We start from the raw sequence: 20754 nt of genomic DNA, 5'->3' as shown, positions 1-20754 counted from the left end.
CTCGAAAGCAGAACTACCTCATTCGGCAGCAGGCTAGCTTTTGTTACGAGCATGCCGAGGCCGCCGGAGGATAGTCGGAGTGCACTGCGCGAGTGCCTGCACACATAATCCGGCATGCCCAAGCAAACCGCCCTCGCCCTTGCCTTGTGCCCAACTGGTGCGCTCGCCAGTTGGCAGGCCGATCTGGAGTTTGGCCAGAACGATCCTTTGGGCCTGGTGCTTTTCTTTTATGCCTTCCTTGTCTATGTCATCGTTCGTGATGGCTTCAAAGAAAGCAGAGGCAAGGGCTGGCAGTGCCTGCTAACTTGCCTCTTTGTGGGATACCTGATCTTTTCCTACTCGTGGGCGCTGGCCATTGCATGCATGGTCTTTGTGGCCGGGTTCCTCAACTTCATGTGGCGCTCGCTGAAATAGCCTGCTTACCCAGCACGCGCTGGGCAATCGCGTGTCGACGTTGTTCGAGCTGCGTCAGCCTCTGGCGCTTTTCCTCTCCGCTCAGCTTTGCGTCGGCCTCGATGCGCTTAGCCTGCTGGTTGAGCTGGGCCAACATCTTGGTGGCTGTGGCCACAGATGCGCGACTGCGAATCTTGTCCCCGTCACTCTCCAGCAGCTCGGCCGCCTTGACCTGGTCACCAGAGGTGATCGCATCCCGGTAGGAAGCAAAAGCCTGCTCCACCTGGCGTGACTGCTCGTACAGTGCCGAGACGTAGCGGCTGCTGCCTGTCGGTAAAGACTCCACGAAGCTGCCCACCAAGAACGCATCCTTGAGCCGCATGTCGGGGCGCTCGCCGCGGTCAGTCGCCCAGCGCAGCGGGTAATCGCTGGCCGTGGTCACCGCCGTGGCGGCCCAAGAGAAGTAGGCCCGCAACAGATGGTCGATCTGCTTGGGGCTCAGCTGGGTGTGCTCCCCCTTCACCAGTTGTGCAGGGTCGGGCAAACCGATTTGCCCCAGCCAGCGGGCCACCTCCGAGGTGCGGTCGCTGTAGCGGTCCTGCGGGCGCAGCCGCTGGTCGGCCTGGCTTTCAATAGCGCGGCCGGTGAAGCTGTCCTTGTTGGCGTAAATGTCCAGCAGCGGCTTGACGACCTGGGGTACCGGGTCGATCGCAAAGGTCTGGCTGACCATATGACCGATGCGCTCCATAAAACGCTTGCTGTCCATCTCCTCGCTGAACATCGCTTCTGCTGTGCGCTCGGCCAGCGTGCCTATGGCACCCACCTCAAACGGCTTGGGAATCCGGTAGGCGGTTTCGCCGATCTTGAACCACCAGTAGCTGTCGCGATCCCAGTCTTCACGACGCTTCCAGTCCTCGTCGTCTGCATAGGCCGCAAGCAGCCCCAGCGAGGCCACCGTCACGGCCATGGCCACCGTGGCAAAGCGGCGCGGATCGTGCTTGGCCGCCCTGCCCAGCTTGTACAGGCCCTGCATCCGAGCGTTCAAGAATGGCACAGACTGGGTGAGAAAGCGGACGACTGCCGCGCTGCCACCCATGGAGAAGTCCATCAGATCACGCGCCATGAAACTGGCTTCCGCATGGCTGTGCCCCTTGGCCACCAGTCGCTCATACAGGGCAACGCGGTTCACGTTCTCGGTGCGATCCCCAAACTCTGCGTACACGTCGTACAGTGACTTAACTTGGCCCCAGAGCTTTTGCGCGCCGTTTTGGTCCAGCACCACGCCCGAGAGCTTTTCCACCTGCTTGCGCGCCCGGTCGGCGTTCTCCTGGGTGCCAAACTTGATCACCCCACCCGACGCCAGCATGGAGGCGTATATTTGGCTATCGCTGGCCGAGAGCTTCCAGCCCTTCGTGAAATTGCTACCGATGTTGTAGCTCAAGTTGGCCATAGCAACAGAGGAGACAAGGTCGCGCACCAGGTTGCGTATCTTGAACGTGGGATTCACCGTCACGCCCCAGGTCAGCCACTGCTTGGCCTTGGCCAGCGGCTTCATCAGGGGGCTGGCCTGGTAGTTCAGCGCGCTGATGGCCTCCAGCAGGTAGGGATCTTCCACCATCCAGTGCTCGGTCATGCCGTCGCGCATCACCTTGGCAGCGCCCTTGGTGTCGCTGGGCACCTTGTAGGCCACTGCCATTTTGTCGGCCGCATCCATGGTGGCCAGCGCGGCGCGGTTGCGGGCCGATGCGGCGTACAGGTTGCCCCAGTTGAGCAGCATGTTATGCAGCAAGTCGGCATTGAGCTGCTCGGTACCGCCCTTGAGCTTCTTCCACGCCTTCTGGTTGGTCAGTCCTTTGGAGAAGCTGGGGCCCTGCAGGCCGCCCTCTTCCTCCATCAGACGATAAAACGGCACATAGGGCTGGTCGCACATCAGGTCGTAGGCGTCCTGGTCAATCAACCCAGATTCCTTGGCCATGCGCAGGACGCTCTCGTTGAAGCTGTTGAGCTGGACCATAGCCTTGGCATAGGCCTGCTTGCGGCTGCTGCCGTCCTGCATCTGCCCATCGTTGAGTGTCTTCAAGCTAGCAATGTCCTGATCGCTGAACAGGTTTTCCTTGCCTTGAGCCTTGAGGCTTTGGGCACGCTGGGCTGCCACCCACATCAGAAAGCGGTCATGCTCCCCCTGCAGACCGGCCAACACCTTGGCAAAGCCGCCCTCTTTCACGTCCACATCCGGCACGCCATCGCGCAGGAACGGGCGGCCATACAGCAGCGCGGCCTCCAGCGTGCCGTCGCTGCCCTTGGACATGCGCGCCAGCATGTAGGCGTTCTGGTCCAGCTGCGCAATCGGAGCAAACTGGTCGACCAGCGCCTGCTTCATGCGCAGGCCCAGGTTGGCCCGCAGCTGATCCAAGCGCTCACGCAGGGTGGGCACCTTGTCGTATCCAGCCACTGACAGATACGCCCGCTCCTGATCGGCCGTCAGACTGCCCATGCTGGAGCGAATAGCGTCTTCAGGCTGCGAGCGGCTGAACATGGCCCGCCCCGGGGGGCCGTCATTGACAGCATCCGCCTGTGTGGCTACATTTCGTACTTGCAAGCCCTGAGTGGTACGGTATTCGCTTGGCAATTGGAGCCCTGTTGACCCGAACCACGCAGGGCTTTGCTTTTGGTCCAGATACACCAGCAACTGCTTGCCGTCTCGCCCTCCATTCAGCCATCGCTGGATAGCCTTCAAGTCCTCCTTGGGATACAGGCTCGGCACAAAATTCAGCGCTACATTCCCGCGCGTCACCTCCGGGCTGATGGCAACCACCAGCGGCGAACCACGCACCAGTTCAGAAGTCACCACCACAAAGCGCCCATCCACGGAGTCCGAGCGCAGCACCATGACCGGTGTTTCCAGCAGTTCGGGCAAGCGCTTGAGCACACTTGGCGTCACGCCATGATCGAACACCACCTTCTGCAGCACTTTGGCAGAAGTTCTCAGATTGCCTTCAGGAATCCCTGCCGCGGACAAGGCAGTCGGTAAGGTCGCAATTTCAATGTGCTGACCGTTACCAACCTCGCCCAGCTGGCCAGCTTTGATCGCCGCATCCACGGCGACACTAAACCCAGGATGACGTGCAAACGCGGGCTCTACAGCCCCTGAAGCCTCCGCAGGAGATCCACGCTCCACCCAGCCACGCGCTGGCAGCAGATAGCCCTGCACGATGTCGGAATCCGTCAGCTCCAGCGCCTTGAAGCTTGGCACATGGCTGCGCAGGAAGTTGCGGATTGCAGCAATGGCGCGCTGCACAAAGCCCAAGTCAGGGCGACTTTGCGCCAGCTCTGCCAAGACCTCTTCCGAGGCATAGCGCACATGCTCGGGGTTGCCCAGGTCCAGGCCGTATTCAGTCGCCTTGGCAGCCACATCCTTGGGACGCAATTTGGCGACTTGGTCCAGCACACGGTCCAAATCCTTGCCAAAGTGGCCGCGCAAGCCGTGGTGACCCAGCACCTCGTGATACAGCACCCGGGTGGCATCCGCAGAAGTAGGCAGCGCACTGGCCACCAGGTACACCTGCCCCTGATACCAGAAGCCTTCGGGCTCGCCGGTGGCACCCTGGGAGCGCTGTGCCTGGTCGGCCTCGCGCACAGCCTCTGGCACTCGCGCGTCATTCATGCTTTCGACCACCATGATGTTGGGACTCTGGCCCCAGCTCTTGGTCAAGCTGCCCACCGTGCGCTGCACCATAGCGCGGCGCAGCTGGACAGCCGTAGTGCTGGAAACGGCCGGCCGCTCTGTCCGGCTGAACATAGCCACGCCCTTGTCCGTTTCCTTGGTTTCCACGGTGCTGAAGAAGTGGTCAAAGGCTGCGCGGATCACCGGCACCTCACCCGCCTTGGCATAGGGGTAGCTGTTTTCCAGCTGCATGCCCAGCGCGGCCTGCGCCTCCCAGAATTTTTCATCCACCACGTTGGCCAGGTAGTCGTTGCTGGCGTTCTGGTCTTCCAGTTTGGCGATTAAGTAGCTCTCGAATGCGCGGGCGCTCAACTCAGGATCGGTGCCCCAGTATTCCTTGACCCTGCGGCTGTCCAGATTGGCAGCGCGGGCACGCAAGCTGGTGTTGTTGATCGCCTTGATCACTTCGGCAAAGGCCTGGACCATCTCTTGGCGCACGTTGGCATTGGGTGCAAACGTCTTGGCTGGGCCACGTGAGAGCACGCTCACATCGCTGGCCTGCGTCAACATGCCACCTGCTTGACCACGCATGCGAGCAAAGTAGTTGTCCACGGCATGCCACCACTCATGGCCCAGGCTGCCCGCCCCCGACTTCTTGGTCAGGTTGATCACCACCTTGCCCCGCTCGTAATGCGCAGCTGCAGGGTTCTTGCCACCGGAGCCCCGGGCGCCGAAGGCCAAGCCCAGCTCGCCATTCAAGGAAATGGCCTTGGGCGGCAGCTGCAGGATGGCAGCCATGTCCATGAGCGCGTCAAACGCATCGTTGAGGTCTTGCTGGCGGCGACCTTGCTCCACCCAGTTGCCGAACTCCACGCCACGAAAGCCAAAGGCCTCGCGGAACTGCTCGGGCGTCACGTTCTGCGCCTGGCGCATGTCCTGGCCCACGCGCGGGCGGTTGGTATCGGAGCGCTCCAATGGAGTTTCTTTGTACTTCTCCAGCTTGGTGGCCAGCTCATCCAAGTGCTGGTCGCGGTACTCTCGGGCTTCACGCACGGTCTTGAATGGACCTGCCAGCTTGGCGTAGTTGCGGCCGATCTTCTTGCCCACATAGATCTCACCCGTGCGGCGAATAGACCAAAGATCAAAGCTGGGCACATTGGCTTTAGCTTCTTGCTTGGCCTGGTTGGCATGCAACTTCTTGAACGCCTCCAGCGCCTGCTCTTTGGTGTCGCCAGTGGCCAGCTCGCGGGGCCAGCTGCCAAAGGTGTTGCTCCTGGCATCCTGCTCCACAGCCCACAGCGTGACGTTGGGCTTGCCTTTGTAGAGCGTGTAGAAGTGCTCGGCAAAGCTGATGCCCTCAAGGCTCTGGCTGTGGCCTACTGCCTCATACAGCTCAGCCCGGCCTACGATGCCGCGCAGATCTCTGCTTCCCGCCTTCAGTAGTTCCGTGCGCAGCTTCTGGTGCGGCAGCTGGCCGTCCATCATCTCCAGCGCAAAGGCGCGCAGCTCTTTGACCTGCTCAGCCCAGCGTTTGACCTTGTAGCTCTGGCGGGGCTTGGTAGGGATGGCATCGCGCAGTGAGCGCACCATGGCTACCGTGCTTGCATCGTGGCCAGCATCAATCAGTTTCTGATAATCCGGCTGTGGCCAGACCTTGGACAGCGGCTGCGCTGCGATGGCCTCGTCCGGCACGGCGCCCATGTCATCGCGGAAGCCAGACCAAACATCCTTGCGGGCCCCACCAATCTTTTCGCCAACGTCATCGATGCGCTGCATTGGAGCGGGCGCGGCCTCTTGCTTGGCTGCAGGCGTGTTCTTAGGCGCTTGTATTGCCTCAGTCGCATCGGCCGCATCATCAGATTCGATAGCATCTGGCTCTTGCTCTGACTGTGCTTGTTTAGTTTTTAACGGTTTTTCGGCAAGTTCTTGGTAGCGTTCCAGCGCAGGCTGCACGCTTTCCATCGTGCGCTTACCCGCATCCACATCCCGTGCAAACCCATCCAGCACTGCCGCAAAGGTGCGGTCTGTATCCGCACCGGACTTGGCATGACGATCACGGAAACGCTGGGCTAAGTCACGGATTCCTTGGGTTGCTACAGGGGGTGCTGCGCCCTTCTGGGTTGCTGTCGCTGGAGCAGCTTGTCCCTCGCTTTCAGTTGTCGCATCAGCTTGCGCTTGAGGCTGCGCGCCTGCCTGCTGGGTTTGAGTGGCTTCAGTGACATTGGCTACCCCTGTTGGCTGGGGTAAGGCAGGCGCAGGCGCTTGGCTTTGCGTTGGGCTCGGCGCAGCTGCTTGCGGCGCATTGTCGATAAGCGTGGGAGAAGCATTCGGCTGTCCTCGGGTTGTGGGATCTGTTTGAGCGCCTTCGGCTGTGCGTGCGCTGGGGAAGCTGCGCACCATCGGCAGCAGCTGAGCATTCGGAGCTTGGAGTTGCAGCACCTTCACGGGCTGATCGGCCTGGCGCTTAGCCAGCCACTGGTGATGGCCATCCACCACATAACCATCGGCAGACACAAGGATCGAGCGATCACCGCCTTTGCGATCCATGGCTTTACGCACTTTTTCCACGGAGAACTCGGCCTGCGTGGGCTTGAGGTCTGTGGCATTCACTTCGGCGGACTGGCTTTCCACGCCTTGTCCCTTGAGGTAGCCAATCAGGGCACCGCGGTGCTCAGCGAAAACTTGGGGCATTTCCGCGCGTGGGACGCCCAAAGTGCCAGACTCGGGGGCAAAGGCATGCCATTCACCATCGATCTGCTTACCGGTAATGCTGGGCACCACTTGTGTCGACTGGCCGCGTCGGGTGACCTGAGCGGTATTACTCAGTCCTAGTTCTTCACGGCGCTGAAATTCAGCTGCGGCTTGTGCACGCTCTTGGTTCCAGCGCACATCGCGCTCCACTGCCTCGGGGCGCAACTCAGGGCGGGCATTGCCTTGTGTGTCGGCCACCATGCGGCCAGTGACGCGGTTGTCATAGGGCAGCGCAGCCGCAACTGGATCCTGGGCGACTTGACTGCGGGCCGACTCGGGCAAAGCGGCTGTTGCCTGCACATCAAAGCCAGAGCCAGATGGGTGCGGCACGATGGTGGCGGCAATACCCTGCTGCTGGGCAGCATCACGCAAGCGGCTGGCCTGCTCCATGGCCATAGGCTGGCCGGGTGTTTGGTAGCTGTCTAGGGCGATTCGGTTGATCGCCTCTTGGTAGGCACTATCAGACTGAACTGGATCACCAGCTTCAAATTCGACACCACCCTCGTATTGGTACTGTGCGTCTGCCATTTCCAACGGCTGCGCTGGCGCCTGCCCTGTGGCCGGATCAAACCCGCGCACTATGGGGCGCATGGCGATGCGATCTTCTTCTGGAATGTCCATGCTGGGCGCCTGCGGCATGGGGTTGGCATCCAGCAACTGCTGCAGCTCATTGGCACGAAAGCGCTTCACACCCTCTGGCGTGCGCTCATCCGCAATCTCACGTAGCAATTGATCGGCTTGGTCGCGGGCCTGCTGTGGCAAAGACTCCAGGCGCTCAGCCATGCTGGGGACCATGGGTGCCTGGGGTTGCTCTACAGGCTGCAGGCTCAGGCCATTGTCTGGTGCAACTTCTTGCTGCGGCTGCCCACTGGCAGCGGCATCTACCGCAGCGGCCGCCACCTTGGACAACGGGCCATTGCTCGGGTCCAACCCTAAATCTTCGCTGGGCTTGCGTGCTTGCGCATGTGGATTGCCAGTCAGCAGCGAAGTGCCTGCACCCGTGGCGGTGCCCAGCACGCCGCCCATGGTGGCGGCACCGGCCACGCCCTTCATGGGGTCCAAGTCTGGATTGAACGGTACCGCTGCGCGTTGGCCCTCGTACTGGGTCACGCCTTCTTCCAGGGCTTCCTGTGCGCCCTCTACGGCGCCAGTCTTCAAGGCACGGGCCACCAAACCGCCGCCAAAGCCCTTGGCGCCTGCCACCAGTCGCTCAGCGCCCACCAAGCCGCCAGCAGCACCAATGGCGGCGGGTAGCACGCTGGCACCACGGGCAGCCGCTACGGCTTGCTCGTCCGTGGCTCCACCTTCACGGGACATGTCATAGGCTGTGCCCGCAGCATCGCCCCCAGCGCCTGCGGCACCCACACCAGCACCAGCGGCCAATCCAGCGCGGGTGGTGCCCTTGGCTCCCAAGCCCAAGGCACGCGCCCCCACCGCTGCACCCTTGATGGCAAGGCCTGGGGCAGCAAACGAACCAGCAGCCTGCGCTGCAGCCAGCAAAGGATTGCGCGCCACATACCCAAGAGTTGCTCCCACCTCGTCGCCCATGCCCTGGGCATCTTGCATCTCATGGCTGTACCGCGCCTTCTCCGCCTTGACCACATCGGACTGCTTGGCATCGCCAGCTTCAATGATGTTTTTATCGATCCACTGTGAGGCAGCATTGCCAGGGCGCACAAAGTTAGCGACCGCTGATGCAGTGCCTGCTGCGGCGTTAGCGGTCTCAATCACCGCATCGTTGATGGCCCCGACGATCGAGCGCCGGGGGGCCGGAAGCGTCAGCGCCCCGCCATCCCAATCTGTTTCTGCTGCAGTAGCGGCGCTCGCTGGTGGGGATAGAACGCCTTTATCCCAGTCGGTGTTTTGTGCCATGAAGGCACTTTGCCCACCCAGTCACAAACGGTCGAACCTTGGCCGGGGTACAAAAAAACCGCCAAAGCGGTCTCTGAGCAAAGCCCTCTGCCAAAGGCAGTGTCAAGTGAGGCATCACGCCTGCGTATATCGATGGAGTGATGGGCGCAAACCTACTCTCCAGCACTCCACAAACACGCTATCGCAACAGCTCTTTAGCCTTTGGGCTGAGACTTACATGCGCTGATGCAGACTGATTACGAATAGCGTAATAACCAGCTCGAGAAAAATCTTGCTCCAACTGCTTGATGGCAGCATCGACTTCTTCCTCGTTTGTCAGGCGCATCCTTGGATGCTCTGCGGCAATAGCTTGCAACTCGGCGAATTTTGATTTCGCACATTTCAGGTACGAAACTTTCACTTCAGGTCTAGCGGAGCTGCAAGCCAAGCTAAGAGATTCGTTCAGCTGCTCCTTTGCTGCATGCGCTTGCTGCTCTAATTTTTCTAGCAGAGCCCCCCGCGCCTTGGCATTAAGAACTAGCTTGCGAATCCAGTCGAACATAAAGACGCCTCCATCTTGCGGGATGGTAGCAAAGTGCCACCATGCATCATGGACAAGATACCGGGGTTACCAACGATGTAGCGACTCGGGTTGTGCATCAAACCTAGCTCACAGCTTACTATCTAGGCACCCACTTGCTGCCATCCCACACCGCCTCTTTGTTCCCCACACGCGAGACAGTGCCAACCTCACGCTGCACTGAGGATGATGCTCCCGTTGGCTGTGAAGCCGACACCGGCACTTGCTGCACCGAGCCATCCTCCATGAGTCGCACCAAAGCCTGCCCACCGCGTACTACCTGCCCCATATCGTTGGTCGTATCGGGCAGCGTCACCGTCTGCATGCGGTCAGCAGCCGTCTTGCCAGCTAATGCCGCAAGCGACCGCTGGGCCATCGCGCGCTGCTCAGGCGTAGCCTTCGGATCAAGCAAGGTGTTGCGCAGCTGCTCTTGCTGGCCTGCGGCACGGTTGGCAAAGCCCTGTGTTTCTTGCTCCATGCCCAGGCGTGCGGCATCAATCAAGCTGCGTCGACCTTCGCGGCGATCCGCACCAGCCTGCTGAATCCCCTCGCGTTGCAAGCCCGCGTTTTGTCTCATGACCTCAACATCAGCGCCTGTCTGCCCACCGGTCATGGCGGCAAAGTCGGCTTGCAGCGCTTCCCCATAAGCCTTCTGCGCAGCTTGACCCGAGCCTTTTTTGGCCCAATGGCTTTGATGAATCAAGCTGTTGGCATCCATCTTCTGGCGCCGCAGCATCTCGCGCGCTGTCCAGTCGTTGCCACTGTGCGTGGCTGTGACGCGGCCAATCAGCCCTTGGGGCGGTGACTGGGGCACGTTGTCGCTGGTGGCCACCCGACTGATGCTGTCCATCTGCTGGTTCGCTGACAGTTGTTCAGCTGCCGCCATGTTCTGCGCAGACAGCATGCCTTTAGGCTCACTGTTCAAGCTCACAGCTGCTTCACCGGTGCCTGCATAGCTATTGCCTGTGCGGTAAATGCCTGGGGCAACCTGTCGGGACGCGTCCACCAGAGGATTGGATGCCCCTGCCGTGGGCGGATTGACCGTGCCACGGGCAGCACCGGCTGCACTGGTGCGCGGGATGGCAGGAGTCGATTCAGGCGACTCAGCACCTGCAGGCAGTACAGCCAGCGCCGCAGTGCCCGTGGCAACCTTGTTGACCACACCGGCGGTAGAGTTCAGCGCACGGCTGACCAAGCCACCCGTCTGGGCCACTTTGCCAACGCCGCCGATGCCTGGCAGGGCCATGGCAGTGTTATAGGCTTGGCGGCCAAACTCAGAGGCATGAATGCCAGATTGAGGACGTGCCGCCGGCGCTTGGCGGTCTTCTTCTGTGGGGATCTGGTCAACCAGACTGCGGCGCATTGGGGCGGACGTGGCCATGGGAATACCTCATTGGTTACTTGAGCCAAGTCTCGCGCGAGAGTAACCACTGTCCCAAGCCTTAGCCGGGTGTTGTCGCAACCCCGCCAACCCAATGACATCCCAAGGTTAGTCACTCATCGACTACCTGTAAGTCGGGGCGCCCCAACGTTTCTCGCAATCCACAGTAAAGCGGAGATGTACCAAACGTCAAGAATTAGGAACGCTTAGAGCTTCTTTTTGAAATTGCTGGAAGTATCCATCGGGGATTGTTAGCAATCAACTGCTTGCTCACTAAAGCAGCCACCTCCATCGCAGCGTCTGCTAGCACCGTAGGCTTACCAGTGCGTCTATTGATGATTCCGATAGAGCGCAGTGGTCCATCTATGATTTCAGAGATCTGTACACCATGCATGCCTACGGCATGAAACACACCAAGATACGGTAGCACTGCAAGTCCTACACCGGCCTGAACAAGACCGATGACAGAGCTAATCTGCTCAAGCTGCATCTTAGGCTGATACTCGATGCCACGACTGAGGTAGGCAGCACTCATGTAACGCCAGGCTGTACTCGAATCGGTCAGAGTGATGATTGGCATTCCTATGAGGTCATTGAGCTTAACGTGCGGTGGAATTTTGCTGCGCCAACTTTCACCGGAAAGTACTACAAACCGATCTCGCATCAACTCGCGATAGTGCAGATCAGGGTGAGAAGGGGCTATGGACGCGAAAGCCAGGTCGGCTTGGTAGTGAATAACGTGATCAATGCATCGGCTGTTTGGGGCGTCCAATATGGTGATGTGAGGAGCAGTGAAACGTTGCTCCAATATCGCGCACATTTCTGGGACAAGCACGTTAGCAAGAGATGGCCATGCAGATACTGTTAGCTGCAGAGACTCATGCTCCGCGGAGGACATCAGTCTCGTCATACCACTGTCGTACTCACCGATGATGGTTTGTGCTATTGATACCAGCCGTTTTCCGCCCTCAGTAATTCGAACGTGGCGTGTGGATCGTTCGAATAGGGGTAATCCCAAGTTTTCTTCCAGTTCGCGTATTGCCTTGCTCAACGACGGCTGTGTCATGAACATTTTTTCAGCAGTTTTACTGAAATTAAGCGAATCGGCTAACACCAAAAAGATGCGAAGTTGCTTAGGGGAAATATTCATTTATTCCTTGAAGCTATAAATCGATACCAATAAAGAATTTTTTAAATATATTTGATCTGCATAGCATCTGTCTCAAATTACATGTCACGCATGAGGCAATTTGAAGAACGGAGACAAGATGCTCGATTTGAACAACAAGGTAGCGTTGGTAATGGGCTGCGGTGCAGTAGCCAAGGGATGGGGGAATGGACGAGCTACTGCAGTTCTACTGGCGCGCCAAGGTGCAAAGGTTTATGGCACTGACATTTCGTTGGATCAGGCGAATGAAACACAAGATGTGATCACCCAAGAGGGCGGCGAGTGCTATGTGGCCTCATGTGATGTAACCAAATCTGATCAAGTCGCAGCTAAGGTCGAGGATTGCATCAAGCGCTATGGCCGAATCGACATATTGATCAACAACGTTGGCCTATCCCAACCCGGTGGCCCTGTTGATATGACTGAAGAAGTTTGGGACGCGCAGCTTCAGGTCAATCTCAAGGGTGCGTTCTTGGCGATGAAGTACGTCATTCCCTACATGAGCAAGCAAGGTGGTGGCTCTATCGTGAATGTCGCATCGGTTGCAGGCTTGCGGTACGTGGGAAAACCTCAAGTTGGATATGCAGCGGCCAAGGCAGGGCTTATGCATCTTGGTCATACAACAGCAGTAATTCATGCAGCTGAGGGCATTCGCGTCAACACAGTCGTTCCGGGTTTGATGCATACGCCACTTATCGAAGGTCTCGCAGCGAAATACGCCAAAGGAGACACGCAAGGATTTATAGAGCACAGAAACAACCAAGTGCCTATGAAGCACATGGGCTCAGGATGGGACACCGCGTATGCAGTGCTCTTCCTGGCTGCCGATGAGAGCCGGTACATCACAGGAACTGAGATCGTGGTGGACGGTGGGCTCATAGCGGCAACTCGTTAACGATCGAGTTGACTCGCGAATCAAGAGGCATTTTCAAGTGCCTACAACTCACAAAAACCAAGGAGACAAAAATGATGAATCGCCGTCACTGGCTTGCAGCCACTTGCGTGAGTTTGGGAATGACCGTGAGCAGCGTTAGCTGGGCACAAGGATACCCAAATCAGCCTATCCGTCTGGTCGTTCCTTTTGCTCCTGGTGGAGCTGTGGATCAAACCGCCCGGATTATCAGTGGAGCTCTTGGTGATCGACTTGGCCAACAGATCATTGTTGAGAACAAACCGGGTGCAAGTGGTTCTTTAGCAGCAAGTGAAGTAGCTCGTGCAAAGCCAGATGGCTACACGATCATGCTGGCTTTGGACTCGCAGGCAGTAAACCATCACATAGTTAAGAGCTTACCTTTTGACACCTTTAACAGCTTTGACTACCTCGGCATCTTAGTGACAACTCCTCAAATTCTGGTTGTGCGCAATGAGATTCCGGTCAAGAACCTAGATGAACTTGTTGCATACCTGAAGGCAAACCCGAAAGCAACATATGGATCAGCAGGCACAGCGTCTGCTGGCCACGTAAACAGCGCTCAGTTGGGAATCAACAAGGGGCTCAAGACAGAACATGCGCCATACAAGGGTGCAGCTCCAATGATGGCTGACCTCATGGGTGGGCACATTGACTATGCGTTTGGTGGTCTATCGGTGTTGCTGCCGCATGTGAAGGCTGAGAAGGTTCGCGCCATTGCGGTTAGTTCACCAAAACGCTCCTCCAAGTTGCCTGATGTGCCTGCTATGAACGAATTCATACCTGGGTTTGAATACCCCACATGGATTGGCTATCTCGCACCGAAAGGACTTCCTTTGGATGTGCATAAAAAGATTACCACCGCTTTCTCTGATGTGATGCAGGACCCCCAGATCGTAAAACGCTTCAACGAAAACGCCTTTGACATAGTGAATGGCACACCAGAAATGATGGCTCAACGAGTTCGCAAAGATTCCGATGTTATGGCAGAACTGGTTAAACAAAAGATCGTTGATGCCAACTGATTAGCTTTATAAATTAAGAAAGTATTTCATTCATGGCACGAATCCCATATGCAGATTACAACCACCCGTCAGTCAAAGAGCTCTCAGATCGAATAATTGCAGAGCGCGGTAGCATATTGCATCTTTACCAAATGCTGATGCATAGCGGTCCTATCGCAGAAGGTTGGCTTAAATATCTCACCGCTATTCGTCAAAAAACGAGTATTAGTGGTGCAATGCGTGAGTTAATCATCATGCGAGTAGCATTGCTAAATAACGCCCCCTATGAAGCAGAACAGCACGCCCCCATAGCTTTGCAGGAAGGCGTAACACAAGACAAGCTAGATGCACTAAAAAATTGGCCAACAAGCAATGTCTTCGACAAAAATGAACGTGCCATCTTGTCCTATACGGACTCGATGACTCGTGAAATACAGGTACCGGAGAGTATTTTTAACGAGGTTGCCAATATTTACAGCAATGAAGAAATTGTGGAGATCACAGCAACGATTGCAGCCTACAACATGGTTTCGCGATTTTTAGAGGCTCTGCAAATCCATTCGCACGACGAACGATAAATCGCAAAATTTTAGAAGATCGAAAAAATATAGTGGCATAGTTAAAAGAAAAGAGACAACCATGAAAAAGAAAATAATCTTAGCTGCAATATTGCTTCCTTTTACAGTATTAGCTCAAGAAGCATGGCCTAACAAACCGATAAATTTCATTGTTCCATACCCTCCGGGTGGCCCTACCGATTTGATGGCCCGCTTAATTGCAACACCGCTATCTCAAAAACTCAACGTACCAGTAATCGTTGAGAATCGTGCCGGTGCAAGTGGCAATATTGGCTCAGCCCATGTTGTTAAAGCAAAACCCGATGGTCATACAATTTTGCTTGCTGCCAGTGGAAATTTGTCAGCCAACCAGTTTTTGTACTCAAAACTTGGTTTCGATCCGCTTAAGGACTTGGCTCCGGTGATTCAGATTTCTAAGTTCCCGCTAGTGGTAGAAGTCTCCTCTAACAGCCCCATCAAGACCTTCAAAGAATATGTAGAGTTCTCTAAAAACTCTGAGAATCGCGTGACTTTTGGTTCAGCCAGCAATGGTTCACCACAGCACCTTGGAGCTGAATTGTTTAAGTCTTATGCTAAGGTCGACATTTCCCATGTTCCATACAAAGGTGCCGGTCCTGCTCTAGTGGATCTTATGGGAGGACAAATTACGAGCATGTTTGACATCATGGGAAGCTCTATGCCGCACATCAAGGCAGGAAAGCTACGTCCCTTGGCAGTCTCCACGAAGAGTCGATCTCCATTACTTCCAGATGTACCATCCATCAGTGAGCTAGGCTACCCAGATTTCGAATATTACGCATGGCATGGCATCTCTACAACGGCTGGTACTCCCAAGCCCATAATAACCAAGCTAAATAGCACAATACAGGAAGTTTTTACTGATCCTCAGTTCCGTGAAAAATGGCTAGAAATAGGATCAGAAGTAGTGTCTGGTTCTGCGGAACAGTTTGACGATTTTATTCGCAGTGAGACAAAAAAGATGGAAAAATTGATTAACAGTTTACAGATCAAGCTTGATTAAGTTGTAAAGAGTCCTGAAGGCTTTTTCATCAAAAATTTCTTCCGCTTTATCAAGTAAAAAAAGGATCGTGCCCTCTTTAGAGAGCATGATCCTTTTCCCTTCATTAGGGATTTTTTGAATAAAAAACTTCCTTTATCGATTAATAGAATTTAAGGAAGATTTTTATTCATTTGACTGAGGATATTTCTATATCTAAGACTATCACCCTAGACAATAATTTCTTATAAACAACGAGACTTCAAACTAATTATTAACGTCTCTCATGGCAGCTTCTTTAGCCTTCAGCCTTTTCTGCAGTGTTGCATTCCAGCATTCACCATCCTTTCCGGAATGTATTCGACGATGACAGGTCGGACAGATAGCTGCAACCCATTCGGGATGATCGGGACCATCATCTGAAAGGCGGGTGGTATGGTGGGGTTCAAGGTAAGGTGTGCCGTCTTTTTTCATGAATGGAGCGGGACTATCACATGCCTCGCAGATTCCTTTTGAGCGTGCTAGGACATATTCTTTGACTTGTTCACTACGCTCATACCATGAGCGCTTCACCTCACTGCTACTTTTATTAGTTTTTTCTGGTTTTGCAGCCTCATAGGCTGCCTTACGCAGGTCGGCTAAGGATCTGATGGTCTTTTGCTTTATTGAGATTGAATGGCTAAAGGTTTCAGAAGCTTGGACTCCAGGAGTCAGTGGCAGTAAGTGAAAAACAATGGTTTTTCGGAGATCGCCATTTTTGTCTTTGTCAATTGCATCTTCCCATGAAGCACACTCGAAGCACCCTTGATAGCGAACTCCCCTACCTTTACCAAGATCCTTGAAAAGAAGCAATTCTTTGCCATCTTTCTTATGGTTGCAGATTGCTCGATTTCCACCTGTAAATGTCATGTCACCTACTTGACCCTCGCCGGTGTATCTAAAAATTCCATCATCGGTCCAACCGTCTGTATAGCCGTAGGTTTTTCCACTATCACCGGAGAATATGAAGACGGCGGGAAACTCTTTTGGGGTCCAAATCCCAGCTTGGAGTTGACCTCCGTAGCACTCTACCAAATCCTTACGCATGTAAGTAGTACCTTGGGCCAAGGCGATTGCAGGATGCTCGGGCTCAGTAATATTAAATCCGAGTTTTCGGAGCGCTGGTACTACGGTAGTAAGGCCCCCCGAAAATTCTTTGGACTTGAGCGGTATACCATGCTGCTTTCCAACACTAACCCCGGCAATTGCCTTAGAGTCGTAGTATTTACCGTTGTAATGCAATAAATACAGCCTGGAGTATTTGTATCCATACTTCTTAAGAAACTGCTCCCGTCCAAGAACATCGCATTCTTGAATAGCTTTGATAACAGCATCTGCAGAAGTTAAGTCTTTTAGTGTCAGCTGCACCTTCATCTCCTCAATATAATATATGGAACAGCATACGACATATAGAGCATTAGGCAGGCATTGACGGTGGAGGTTGTGCTTTATTGAATAACAATGAGCTCCAATCCTAGATTTGTGATGTGATTGTCCGGCCTACGTTTCCCGTTGAGGTCAGCCAGAGCATCACCTTCAGAAAGCGTCAAACGCTTGCGGCCATCAGGCCAATAGCCATCCTTCTCGGCCTCCGCGCGCTTGGCACTCACCAGTTGCCCACGCAGCGTGTCCTGCTCCTCCAGGCTCAGCGTGCCAAAGTCCGGGTTGTGCTGGATGAAATGCGCCAGCGCGTCAGAGCTTTCGAACTCGCGGCCGGCTGGCACTTCAACAGCTTGCTTCTGGGCCTGAACGCTTTCTAGGGCGTTTGCTGCAGGTGCTGTGCTGGTTGGCTGACCTGCTTTGGCAGTCGTGCTGGCCTTGGCTTTGCTGGTTGCTTTGGTGGTGCGGGTCATAGGTACTCCTGTAAATGAAAAAGGCTCCGTATTGGGAGCCTTGATTTCATGGGAATGTCGCCTTATCCGCGAACCTTAGCCGGGGTCAAGCAATTGGCCCCGGCATCATTGCCGCCCCGCTGCGCACCAATTCCTCATTCCGTGCAGACGCCTTTGTGCCGAACTCAGCCTCAAAGCGACGCAGTGCCAAGATAGCTTTTGCATCGTTGTACAGATCGTTGTCCTCGCGGCTGTAAGCCCGGTACAGCATCCAGTCCACCAAAGCAGCATGCGCCTCGGGCCGAATCTCTGGCGTATCTCGCTCTTGGCACAGCTGCTTGCTCGGCAACGACTGCACAGTCATCAACAGTTCGGCCTGTGCGCTCGGGCATGGCCACAGGTGTAGGGTCCCAGTTGTCACGCCAGATACAAGGTGCGTGGTTTGAGACTGCGGGCTATCGAACTGCCAGCCCGGATGCAGTGCGTCCATTTCCTGCACGCTCAACACCGAAACTGGTTGTCGGTTTACAAAGGCCCGCGTGATTTTGATGGCTCTGGAATCGAGCTTCAGCAGTTCTTTGCTGGCCTCAAGCACCACGATTGAGGTGGTTACCAAGAGCTGACCGCGCCGGCAGGCTTCCACTTGCGCCTCATTGGCGTAAATGGTCAGCTCCTCATCGCTGCAGAAGTAGTCTTCAACCTTGTCGAAGGCCTGTGCCCTATACAAAGCAATCAGCTCTTTGAGGTTCATCGCAGTCAGCTTTCTGTTTAGCGCGCTTCAGCCAAGACGCCGCGCAGCCACGGGCCACCATTGGGGTTGCGATCCTCAATCACCGAAAACGGGAATCGCAGCAGGTGCATGGCCTTGAGGTGGTTCATTCCCTCGCCCAGACGCTCATCCAGAGTCTGCGTGAAGTTGGTACGTTTGGCACGGGCCAGAACCTCCACATACTTGCGCTTGACCGTAATGGGCTCACCACGCGCCAGAAACTGGTTGACGCCGTTCACACCCACTTGCACCAGGCGCGGCTCATCCGGGTCCGTCGCAGGGTTGACGATGATGGTCACAGGTTCATTCATGAATGCTTCCAGATCCAAGGCATCCTTGGGCATAGGCTTGTCCACCACGTCGATGCCTGCTGTCGTGCGGATTTCGCCGATGGCGCCCTGTTGCTCGTGGCCAAGGTATTCAGCACCAGCATCGACCTGGCTGGATGTACGGGGGTTGCGAGTTGCCATGTCTTTCGTCCTGTGAAGTTGTCGCAGGGCCTGGCCCTGCTTGAGAGGAATAGCTGCCCAGCACACCCGTGTGGGGTGCGCTGGGACTTGGGTTACAGGGAGGAGACGCCTGCTTCAGCGATGGCCATCCAGCCCTCATTGAGCAGCGTCATGTTCATGTAGAACTTGGCGCCCACGTAGCCACGCTGGCCCAATGGGTCGGACTTGTCTTTCTGGCCCACAGGGATGTAGGTCGGATCGATGGAGTCCACACCGCGTAGTGCCAGTTGGCCCCAAGCGTCTTCACCAGCCACGATGAACGGATACACGTCCACCTTGCCGGTGCCCATCAGAGCGGTGGCGGCTACATCCGCACCGGCGGCCAGGTAAGGTGCCAACTCGGGCGAGGTCACAAAGCGGAAGTTCTCGCAAGAGCCCAGCTCCTGGGCATGCACGGGCTTGCGGCTGCCGTACTCGCTCACGTGTACGAAGTTGGCCAGATCGCGCACGTCGGCTTCCGCGTCGGTGTGCACAAACACCAGATACGACGCTTCCACGGGTTGCGTGGCAATCTCTGCGGAAGGTGCCAGGATGCCGGTGATGCGCTTGGCGTGGTTGGCCTGCAGATTGCGGCTGATCTTGCGCAGCAGGTTCAGCGTGATCTTACTGGCCACCGTGGCACGGCTGGAGCCACCTGCAAAGAACACATTCGTGCAGGCCTTGATGCCACCGTAGCGGATCATCTCGCGCAGCAGACCCACGCGCTCGCCGCACTGCTTTTTCATCTCCGCAGGTACGTCGTCTTCGTAGGTGTCCGCCACCTGGTCGGTCAGCTGGTACAGGCAGCCGTACTGCTTGATCACCGCCGTAATGTCCTGCGGTGTCAAGCTATCGGCCGTAGGCGTAACGCCCTCCACCAGCTCATGCGCTGCGGCATCAACCGCAGGACGGTTGCGCGTGTCCCAGTTGGTATTTGCAGCACCGTAGGGCAGGTAGCGGCGGAACACCACGGTTTTGCCCTGGTTCTTGGGCAGTGGGCGCTGCTGGCCGCAAATGCCCAGCACTTCGGTGGCAATCGCATGGGCGAGGATTTCACCCTTGATCTTGCCGATACGGGGCGCCGGAGCGCCAGAGGTAAATTGAGCCATGGTTTTCTCCTCGGGCCTAGCGTCGGCCCATCACTGACTGAAAGCCAGCATGAAAATCGTCGGTTTCGGTGGGGGCGGCTTGGGGCTTGGGCGCGTTACCTTGGGGGGTCACCGCGGCTGCCAGGCGCTGCTGGCCTTTTTGAGCCTTCTGCGCCTGAGCCTGCTTGGCGCTCGACCACTGATCGAACTGACCAATGACGGCCGCCAGCGAGTCCGCGGTGTCTGCCGTGCCAAACGCGGCCTGCACCTCCTCGCTTTGGGCTGACAACCAAGTGTTGAACTCTTGCCCTTGCACCTTCTCGCGCCACCCTGCGTGCATGCGATCCATGACAGCCAGCTCAATGTCCACAGGGTCAAGCGCGGCGGTCGCCGGTGCTGCATCCGTGGCCACGGTCTGCTGCACTAGGGCGGGCGGGGCTGCCTGCTGGGCCTGTTGCTGCTGGGGGATCAACGCTTTGGCGTAGGCGGCAATTTCTGGAAAGTCCTGCTCGAACTGCTTGAGTTCTGGCGGCAACTCGGGCGCAGCGTGAGGCTGCGGCGGAGCTGTTTGGTGCGCTGGCACCTGGGACTGCAGCGTGCGTTTGAGCTCGCCAATCGTTCCCTGGGCCTTGCGCAGCTGTTGCGCCAAATCGGGGACTTTCCCGGCCTGTTCCACCAAGCGTTCAATTTCGCTGCGTTTGAAGCCACCAAACACCTCTGGATCGTCACCATCCGGCAGCTGCGCTTCACCGGTGCCAGGTGCGGATGCACCCTCATCACCTGTGGTGGCAGCTGCCTGCGATGCATCACCAGGCTGCTCGTTAGGCTGCATTGCAGGGTCTTGCTCAGTCTGGCTGGATGCAGTCGCCGCGGCCGTTGGTACGGCGGGGGCTGGTGCAGGCTGCCCGGAAGCTTGTGCAAATCCCTGTTCGAACGCTGCGCGCTCTGCTTGCTGGTCTTCTACGTTCATGCGTCATGCACTCCTGTGTTTTGAATAACCGCAGCCTCAATAGGCGGGGGTCTCCTGCACTGGGGCTGGCTTGTCATCCGCCATCGCCAGTAACTCTTTCCACGCTGCAATACGCCCACGGACTTCCGCAGTCCGGGTTGCATCCAGCGTTGGGCTGTCGTTCTTCTCCCGCAACGTAGCCAGCTGTGCTTGCGCTTTGTCTGCGATGGCACGCCAGGTTGGCGAGTGGAAGTCGATGGCCGAATTCGTCATGGGGGACAGTTTCTGGCTTAGCGCCACAAAGACGAATCC

At 56.5% G+C, this 20754-nt stretch carries 16 protein-coding genes; 5 read left to right on the top strand and 11 right to left on the bottom strand.

Annotation, left to right across the window (positions count from 1 at the left end; genetic code table 11):
* Window positions 1-114: 114 nt before the first annotated feature.
* Window positions 115-414 (top strand): hypothetical protein, encoded by a 300-nt coding sequence (locus QEP12_RS12585; RefSeq protein WP_284214475.1) that lies wholly within the window; start codon window positions 115-117, stop codon window positions 412-414.
* Here the strand turns inward: QEP12_RS12585 and QEP12_RS12580 are convergent.
* The 4 genes from QEP12_RS12580 to QEP12_RS12565 form a co-directional block, all read right to left on the bottom strand.
* Window positions 392-8680: an LPD5 domain-containing protein gene (locus QEP12_RS12580; protein WP_284214474.1), complete on the bottom strand. Its 8289-nt coding sequence runs from the start codon at window positions 8678-8680 to the stop codon at window positions 392-394. The two genes, QEP12_RS12585 and QEP12_RS12580, sit on opposite strands and share 23 nt — an antisense overlap.
* A 178-nt stretch (window positions 8681-8858) precedes the next feature.
* A complete protein-coding gene (locus QEP12_RS12575; protein ID WP_174864112.1) occupies window positions 8859-9221 on the bottom strand; it encodes a hypothetical protein in 363 nt (120 codons plus the stop codon).
* A gap of 118 nt (window positions 9222-9339) precedes the next feature.
* Window positions 9340-10620: a hypothetical protein gene (locus QEP12_RS12570; RefSeq protein WP_284214473.1), complete on the bottom strand. Its 1281-nt coding sequence runs from the start codon at window positions 10618-10620 to the stop codon at window positions 9340-9342.
* A gap of 196 nt (window positions 10621-10816) precedes the next feature.
* Complete coding sequence (locus QEP12_RS12565; RefSeq protein ID WP_284214472.1) at window positions 10817-11770, bottom strand: LysR family transcriptional regulator; 954 nt, start codon at window positions 11768-11770, stop codon at window positions 10817-10819.
* A gap of 118 nt (window positions 11771-11888) precedes the next feature.
* On the opposite strand from QEP12_RS12565, the gene QEP12_RS12560 reads away from it, so the two are divergent.
* The 4 genes from QEP12_RS12560 (at window position 11889) to QEP12_RS12545 (ending at window position 15301) form a co-directional block, all read left to right on the top strand.
* Window positions 11889-12683 carry an SDR family NAD(P)-dependent oxidoreductase gene (locus QEP12_RS12560; protein ID WP_284214471.1) on the top strand — a complete coding sequence of 265 codons (795 nt, stop codon included), beginning with the start codon at window positions 11889-11891 and terminating at the stop codon, window positions 12681-12683.
* A 71-nt stretch (window positions 12684-12754) separates the two neighbouring features.
* Window positions 12755-13723, top strand: coding sequence for a Bug family tripartite tricarboxylate transporter substrate binding protein (locus tag QEP12_RS12555; RefSeq protein WP_284214469.1), 969 nt, complete (start codon window positions 12755-12757; stop codon window positions 13721-13723).
* 32 nt (window positions 13724-13755) lie between these two features.
* The gene (locus tag QEP12_RS12550; RefSeq protein ID WP_284214468.1) at window positions 13756-14280 is read left to right on the top strand and encodes a carboxymuconolactone decarboxylase family protein; all 525 of its coding nucleotides are present in this window, start codon (window positions 13756-13758) and stop codon (window positions 14278-14280) included.
* A 61-nt stretch (window positions 14281-14341) separates the two neighbouring features.
* The gene (locus QEP12_RS12545; RefSeq protein WP_284214467.1) at window positions 14342-15301 is read left to right on the top strand and encodes a Bug family tripartite tricarboxylate transporter substrate binding protein; all 960 of its coding nucleotides are present in this window, start codon (window positions 14342-14344) and stop codon (window positions 15299-15301) included.
* Window positions 15302-15544: 243 nt separating this feature from the next.
* Here the strand turns inward: QEP12_RS12545 and QEP12_RS12540 are convergent, their stop codons facing one another.
* The 7 genes from QEP12_RS12540 to QEP12_RS12510 all read right to left on the bottom strand — a co-directional run bounded on the left by QEP12_RS12540 (window position 15545) and on the right by QEP12_RS12510 (window position 20715).
* Window positions 15545-16684, bottom strand: a complete 1140-nt coding sequence (locus tag QEP12_RS12540; RefSeq protein ID WP_284214466.1) for an HNH endonuclease — start codon at window positions 16682-16684, stop codon at window positions 15545-15547.
* Between the two features lie 80 nt (window positions 16685-16764).
* On the bottom strand, window positions 16765-17169 hold the full coding sequence (locus tag QEP12_RS12535) for a hypothetical protein (protein ID WP_284214465.1): 405 nt from the start codon (window positions 17167-17169) through the stop codon (window positions 16765-16767).
* 85 nt (window positions 17170-17254) lie between these two features.
* Window positions 17255-17899: a phage adaptor protein gene (locus QEP12_RS12530; protein WP_284214464.1), complete on the bottom strand. Its 645-nt coding sequence runs from the start codon at window positions 17897-17899 to the stop codon at window positions 17255-17257.
* A 17-nt stretch (window positions 17900-17916) separates the two neighbouring features.
* Entirely contained in the window at window positions 17917-18387 is a 471-nt protein-coding gene (locus tag QEP12_RS12525; protein ID WP_284214463.1) for a hypothetical protein, read from the bottom strand.
* A gap of 92 nt (window positions 18388-18479) precedes the next feature.
* Window positions 18480-19514, bottom strand: a complete 1035-nt coding sequence (locus QEP12_RS12520; RefSeq protein WP_284214462.1) for a N4-gp56 family major capsid protein — start codon at window positions 19512-19514, stop codon at window positions 18480-18482.
* 16 nt (window positions 19515-19530) lie between these two features.
* Complete coding sequence (locus tag QEP12_RS12515) at window positions 19531-20463, bottom strand: hypothetical protein (RefSeq protein ID WP_284214461.1); 933 nt, start codon at window positions 20461-20463, stop codon at window positions 19531-19533.
* Between the two features lie 36 nt (window positions 20464-20499).
* On the bottom strand, window positions 20500-20715 hold the full coding sequence (locus QEP12_RS12510) for a hypothetical protein (protein WP_284214460.1): 216 nt from the start codon (window positions 20713-20715) through the stop codon (window positions 20500-20502).
* Between the last annotated feature and the right edge of the window lie 39 nt (window positions 20716-20754).

Origin of the sequence: Comamonas jiangduensis (genome assembly GCF_030162955.1) — a bacterium.
GTDB lineage: Bacteria > Pseudomonadota > Gammaproteobacteria > Burkholderiales > Burkholderiaceae_C > Comamonas > Comamonas jiangduensis.
This window is presented reverse-complemented; position numbering and strand designations above follow the sequence as displayed.

Coding starts and splice junctions, on each gene's coding strand:
- QEP12_RS12585 (WP_284214475.1), top strand. CDS start 115: ATGCCCAAGCAAACCGCCCTCGCCCTTGCCTTGTGCCCAACTGGTGCG.
- QEP12_RS12580 (WP_284214474.1), bottom strand. CDS start 8,680: ATGGCACAAAACACCGACTGGGATAAAGGCGTTCTATCCCCACCAGCG.
- QEP12_RS12575 (WP_174864112.1), bottom strand. CDS start 9,221: ATGTTCGACTGGATTCGCAAGCTAGTTCTTAATGCCAAGGCGCGGGGG.
- QEP12_RS12570 (WP_284214473.1), bottom strand. CDS start 10,620: ATGGCCACGTCCGCCCCAATGCGCCGCAGTCTGGTTGACCAGATCCCC.
- QEP12_RS12565 (WP_284214472.1), bottom strand. CDS start 11,770: ATGAATATTTCCCCTAAGCAACTTCGCATCTTTTTGGTGTTAGCCGAT.
- QEP12_RS12560 (WP_284214471.1), top strand. CDS start 11,889: ATGCTCGATTTGAACAACAAGGTAGCGTTGGTAATGGGCTGCGGTGCA.
- QEP12_RS12555 (WP_284214469.1), top strand. CDS start 12,755: ATGATGAATCGCCGTCACTGGCTTGCAGCCACTTGCGTGAGTTTGGGA.
- QEP12_RS12550 (WP_284214468.1), top strand. CDS start 13,756: ATGGCACGAATCCCATATGCAGATTACAACCACCCGTCAGTCAAAGAG.
- QEP12_RS12545 (WP_284214467.1), top strand. CDS start 14,342: ATGAAAAAGAAAATAATCTTAGCTGCAATATTGCTTCCTTTTACAGTA.
- QEP12_RS12535 (WP_284214465.1), bottom strand. CDS start 17,169: ATGACCCGCACCACCAAAGCAACCAGCAAAGCCAAGGCCAGCACGACT.
- QEP12_RS12530 (WP_284214464.1), bottom strand. CDS start 17,899: ATGAACCTCAAAGAGCTGATTGCTTTGTATAGGGCACAGGCCTTCGAC.
- QEP12_RS12525 (WP_284214463.1), bottom strand. CDS start 18,387: ATGGCAACTCGCAACCCCCGTACATCCAGCCAGGTCGATGCTGGTGCT.
- QEP12_RS12520 (WP_284214462.1), bottom strand. CDS start 19,514: ATGGCTCAATTTACCTCTGGCGCTCCGGCGCCCCGTATCGGCAAGATC.
- QEP12_RS12515 (WP_284214461.1), bottom strand. CDS start 20,463: ATGAACGTAGAAGACCAGCAAGCAGAGCGCGCAGCGTTCGAACAGGGA.
- QEP12_RS12510 (WP_284214460.1), bottom strand. CDS start 20,715: ATGACGAATTCGGCCATCGACTTCCACTCGCCAACCTGGCGTGCCATC.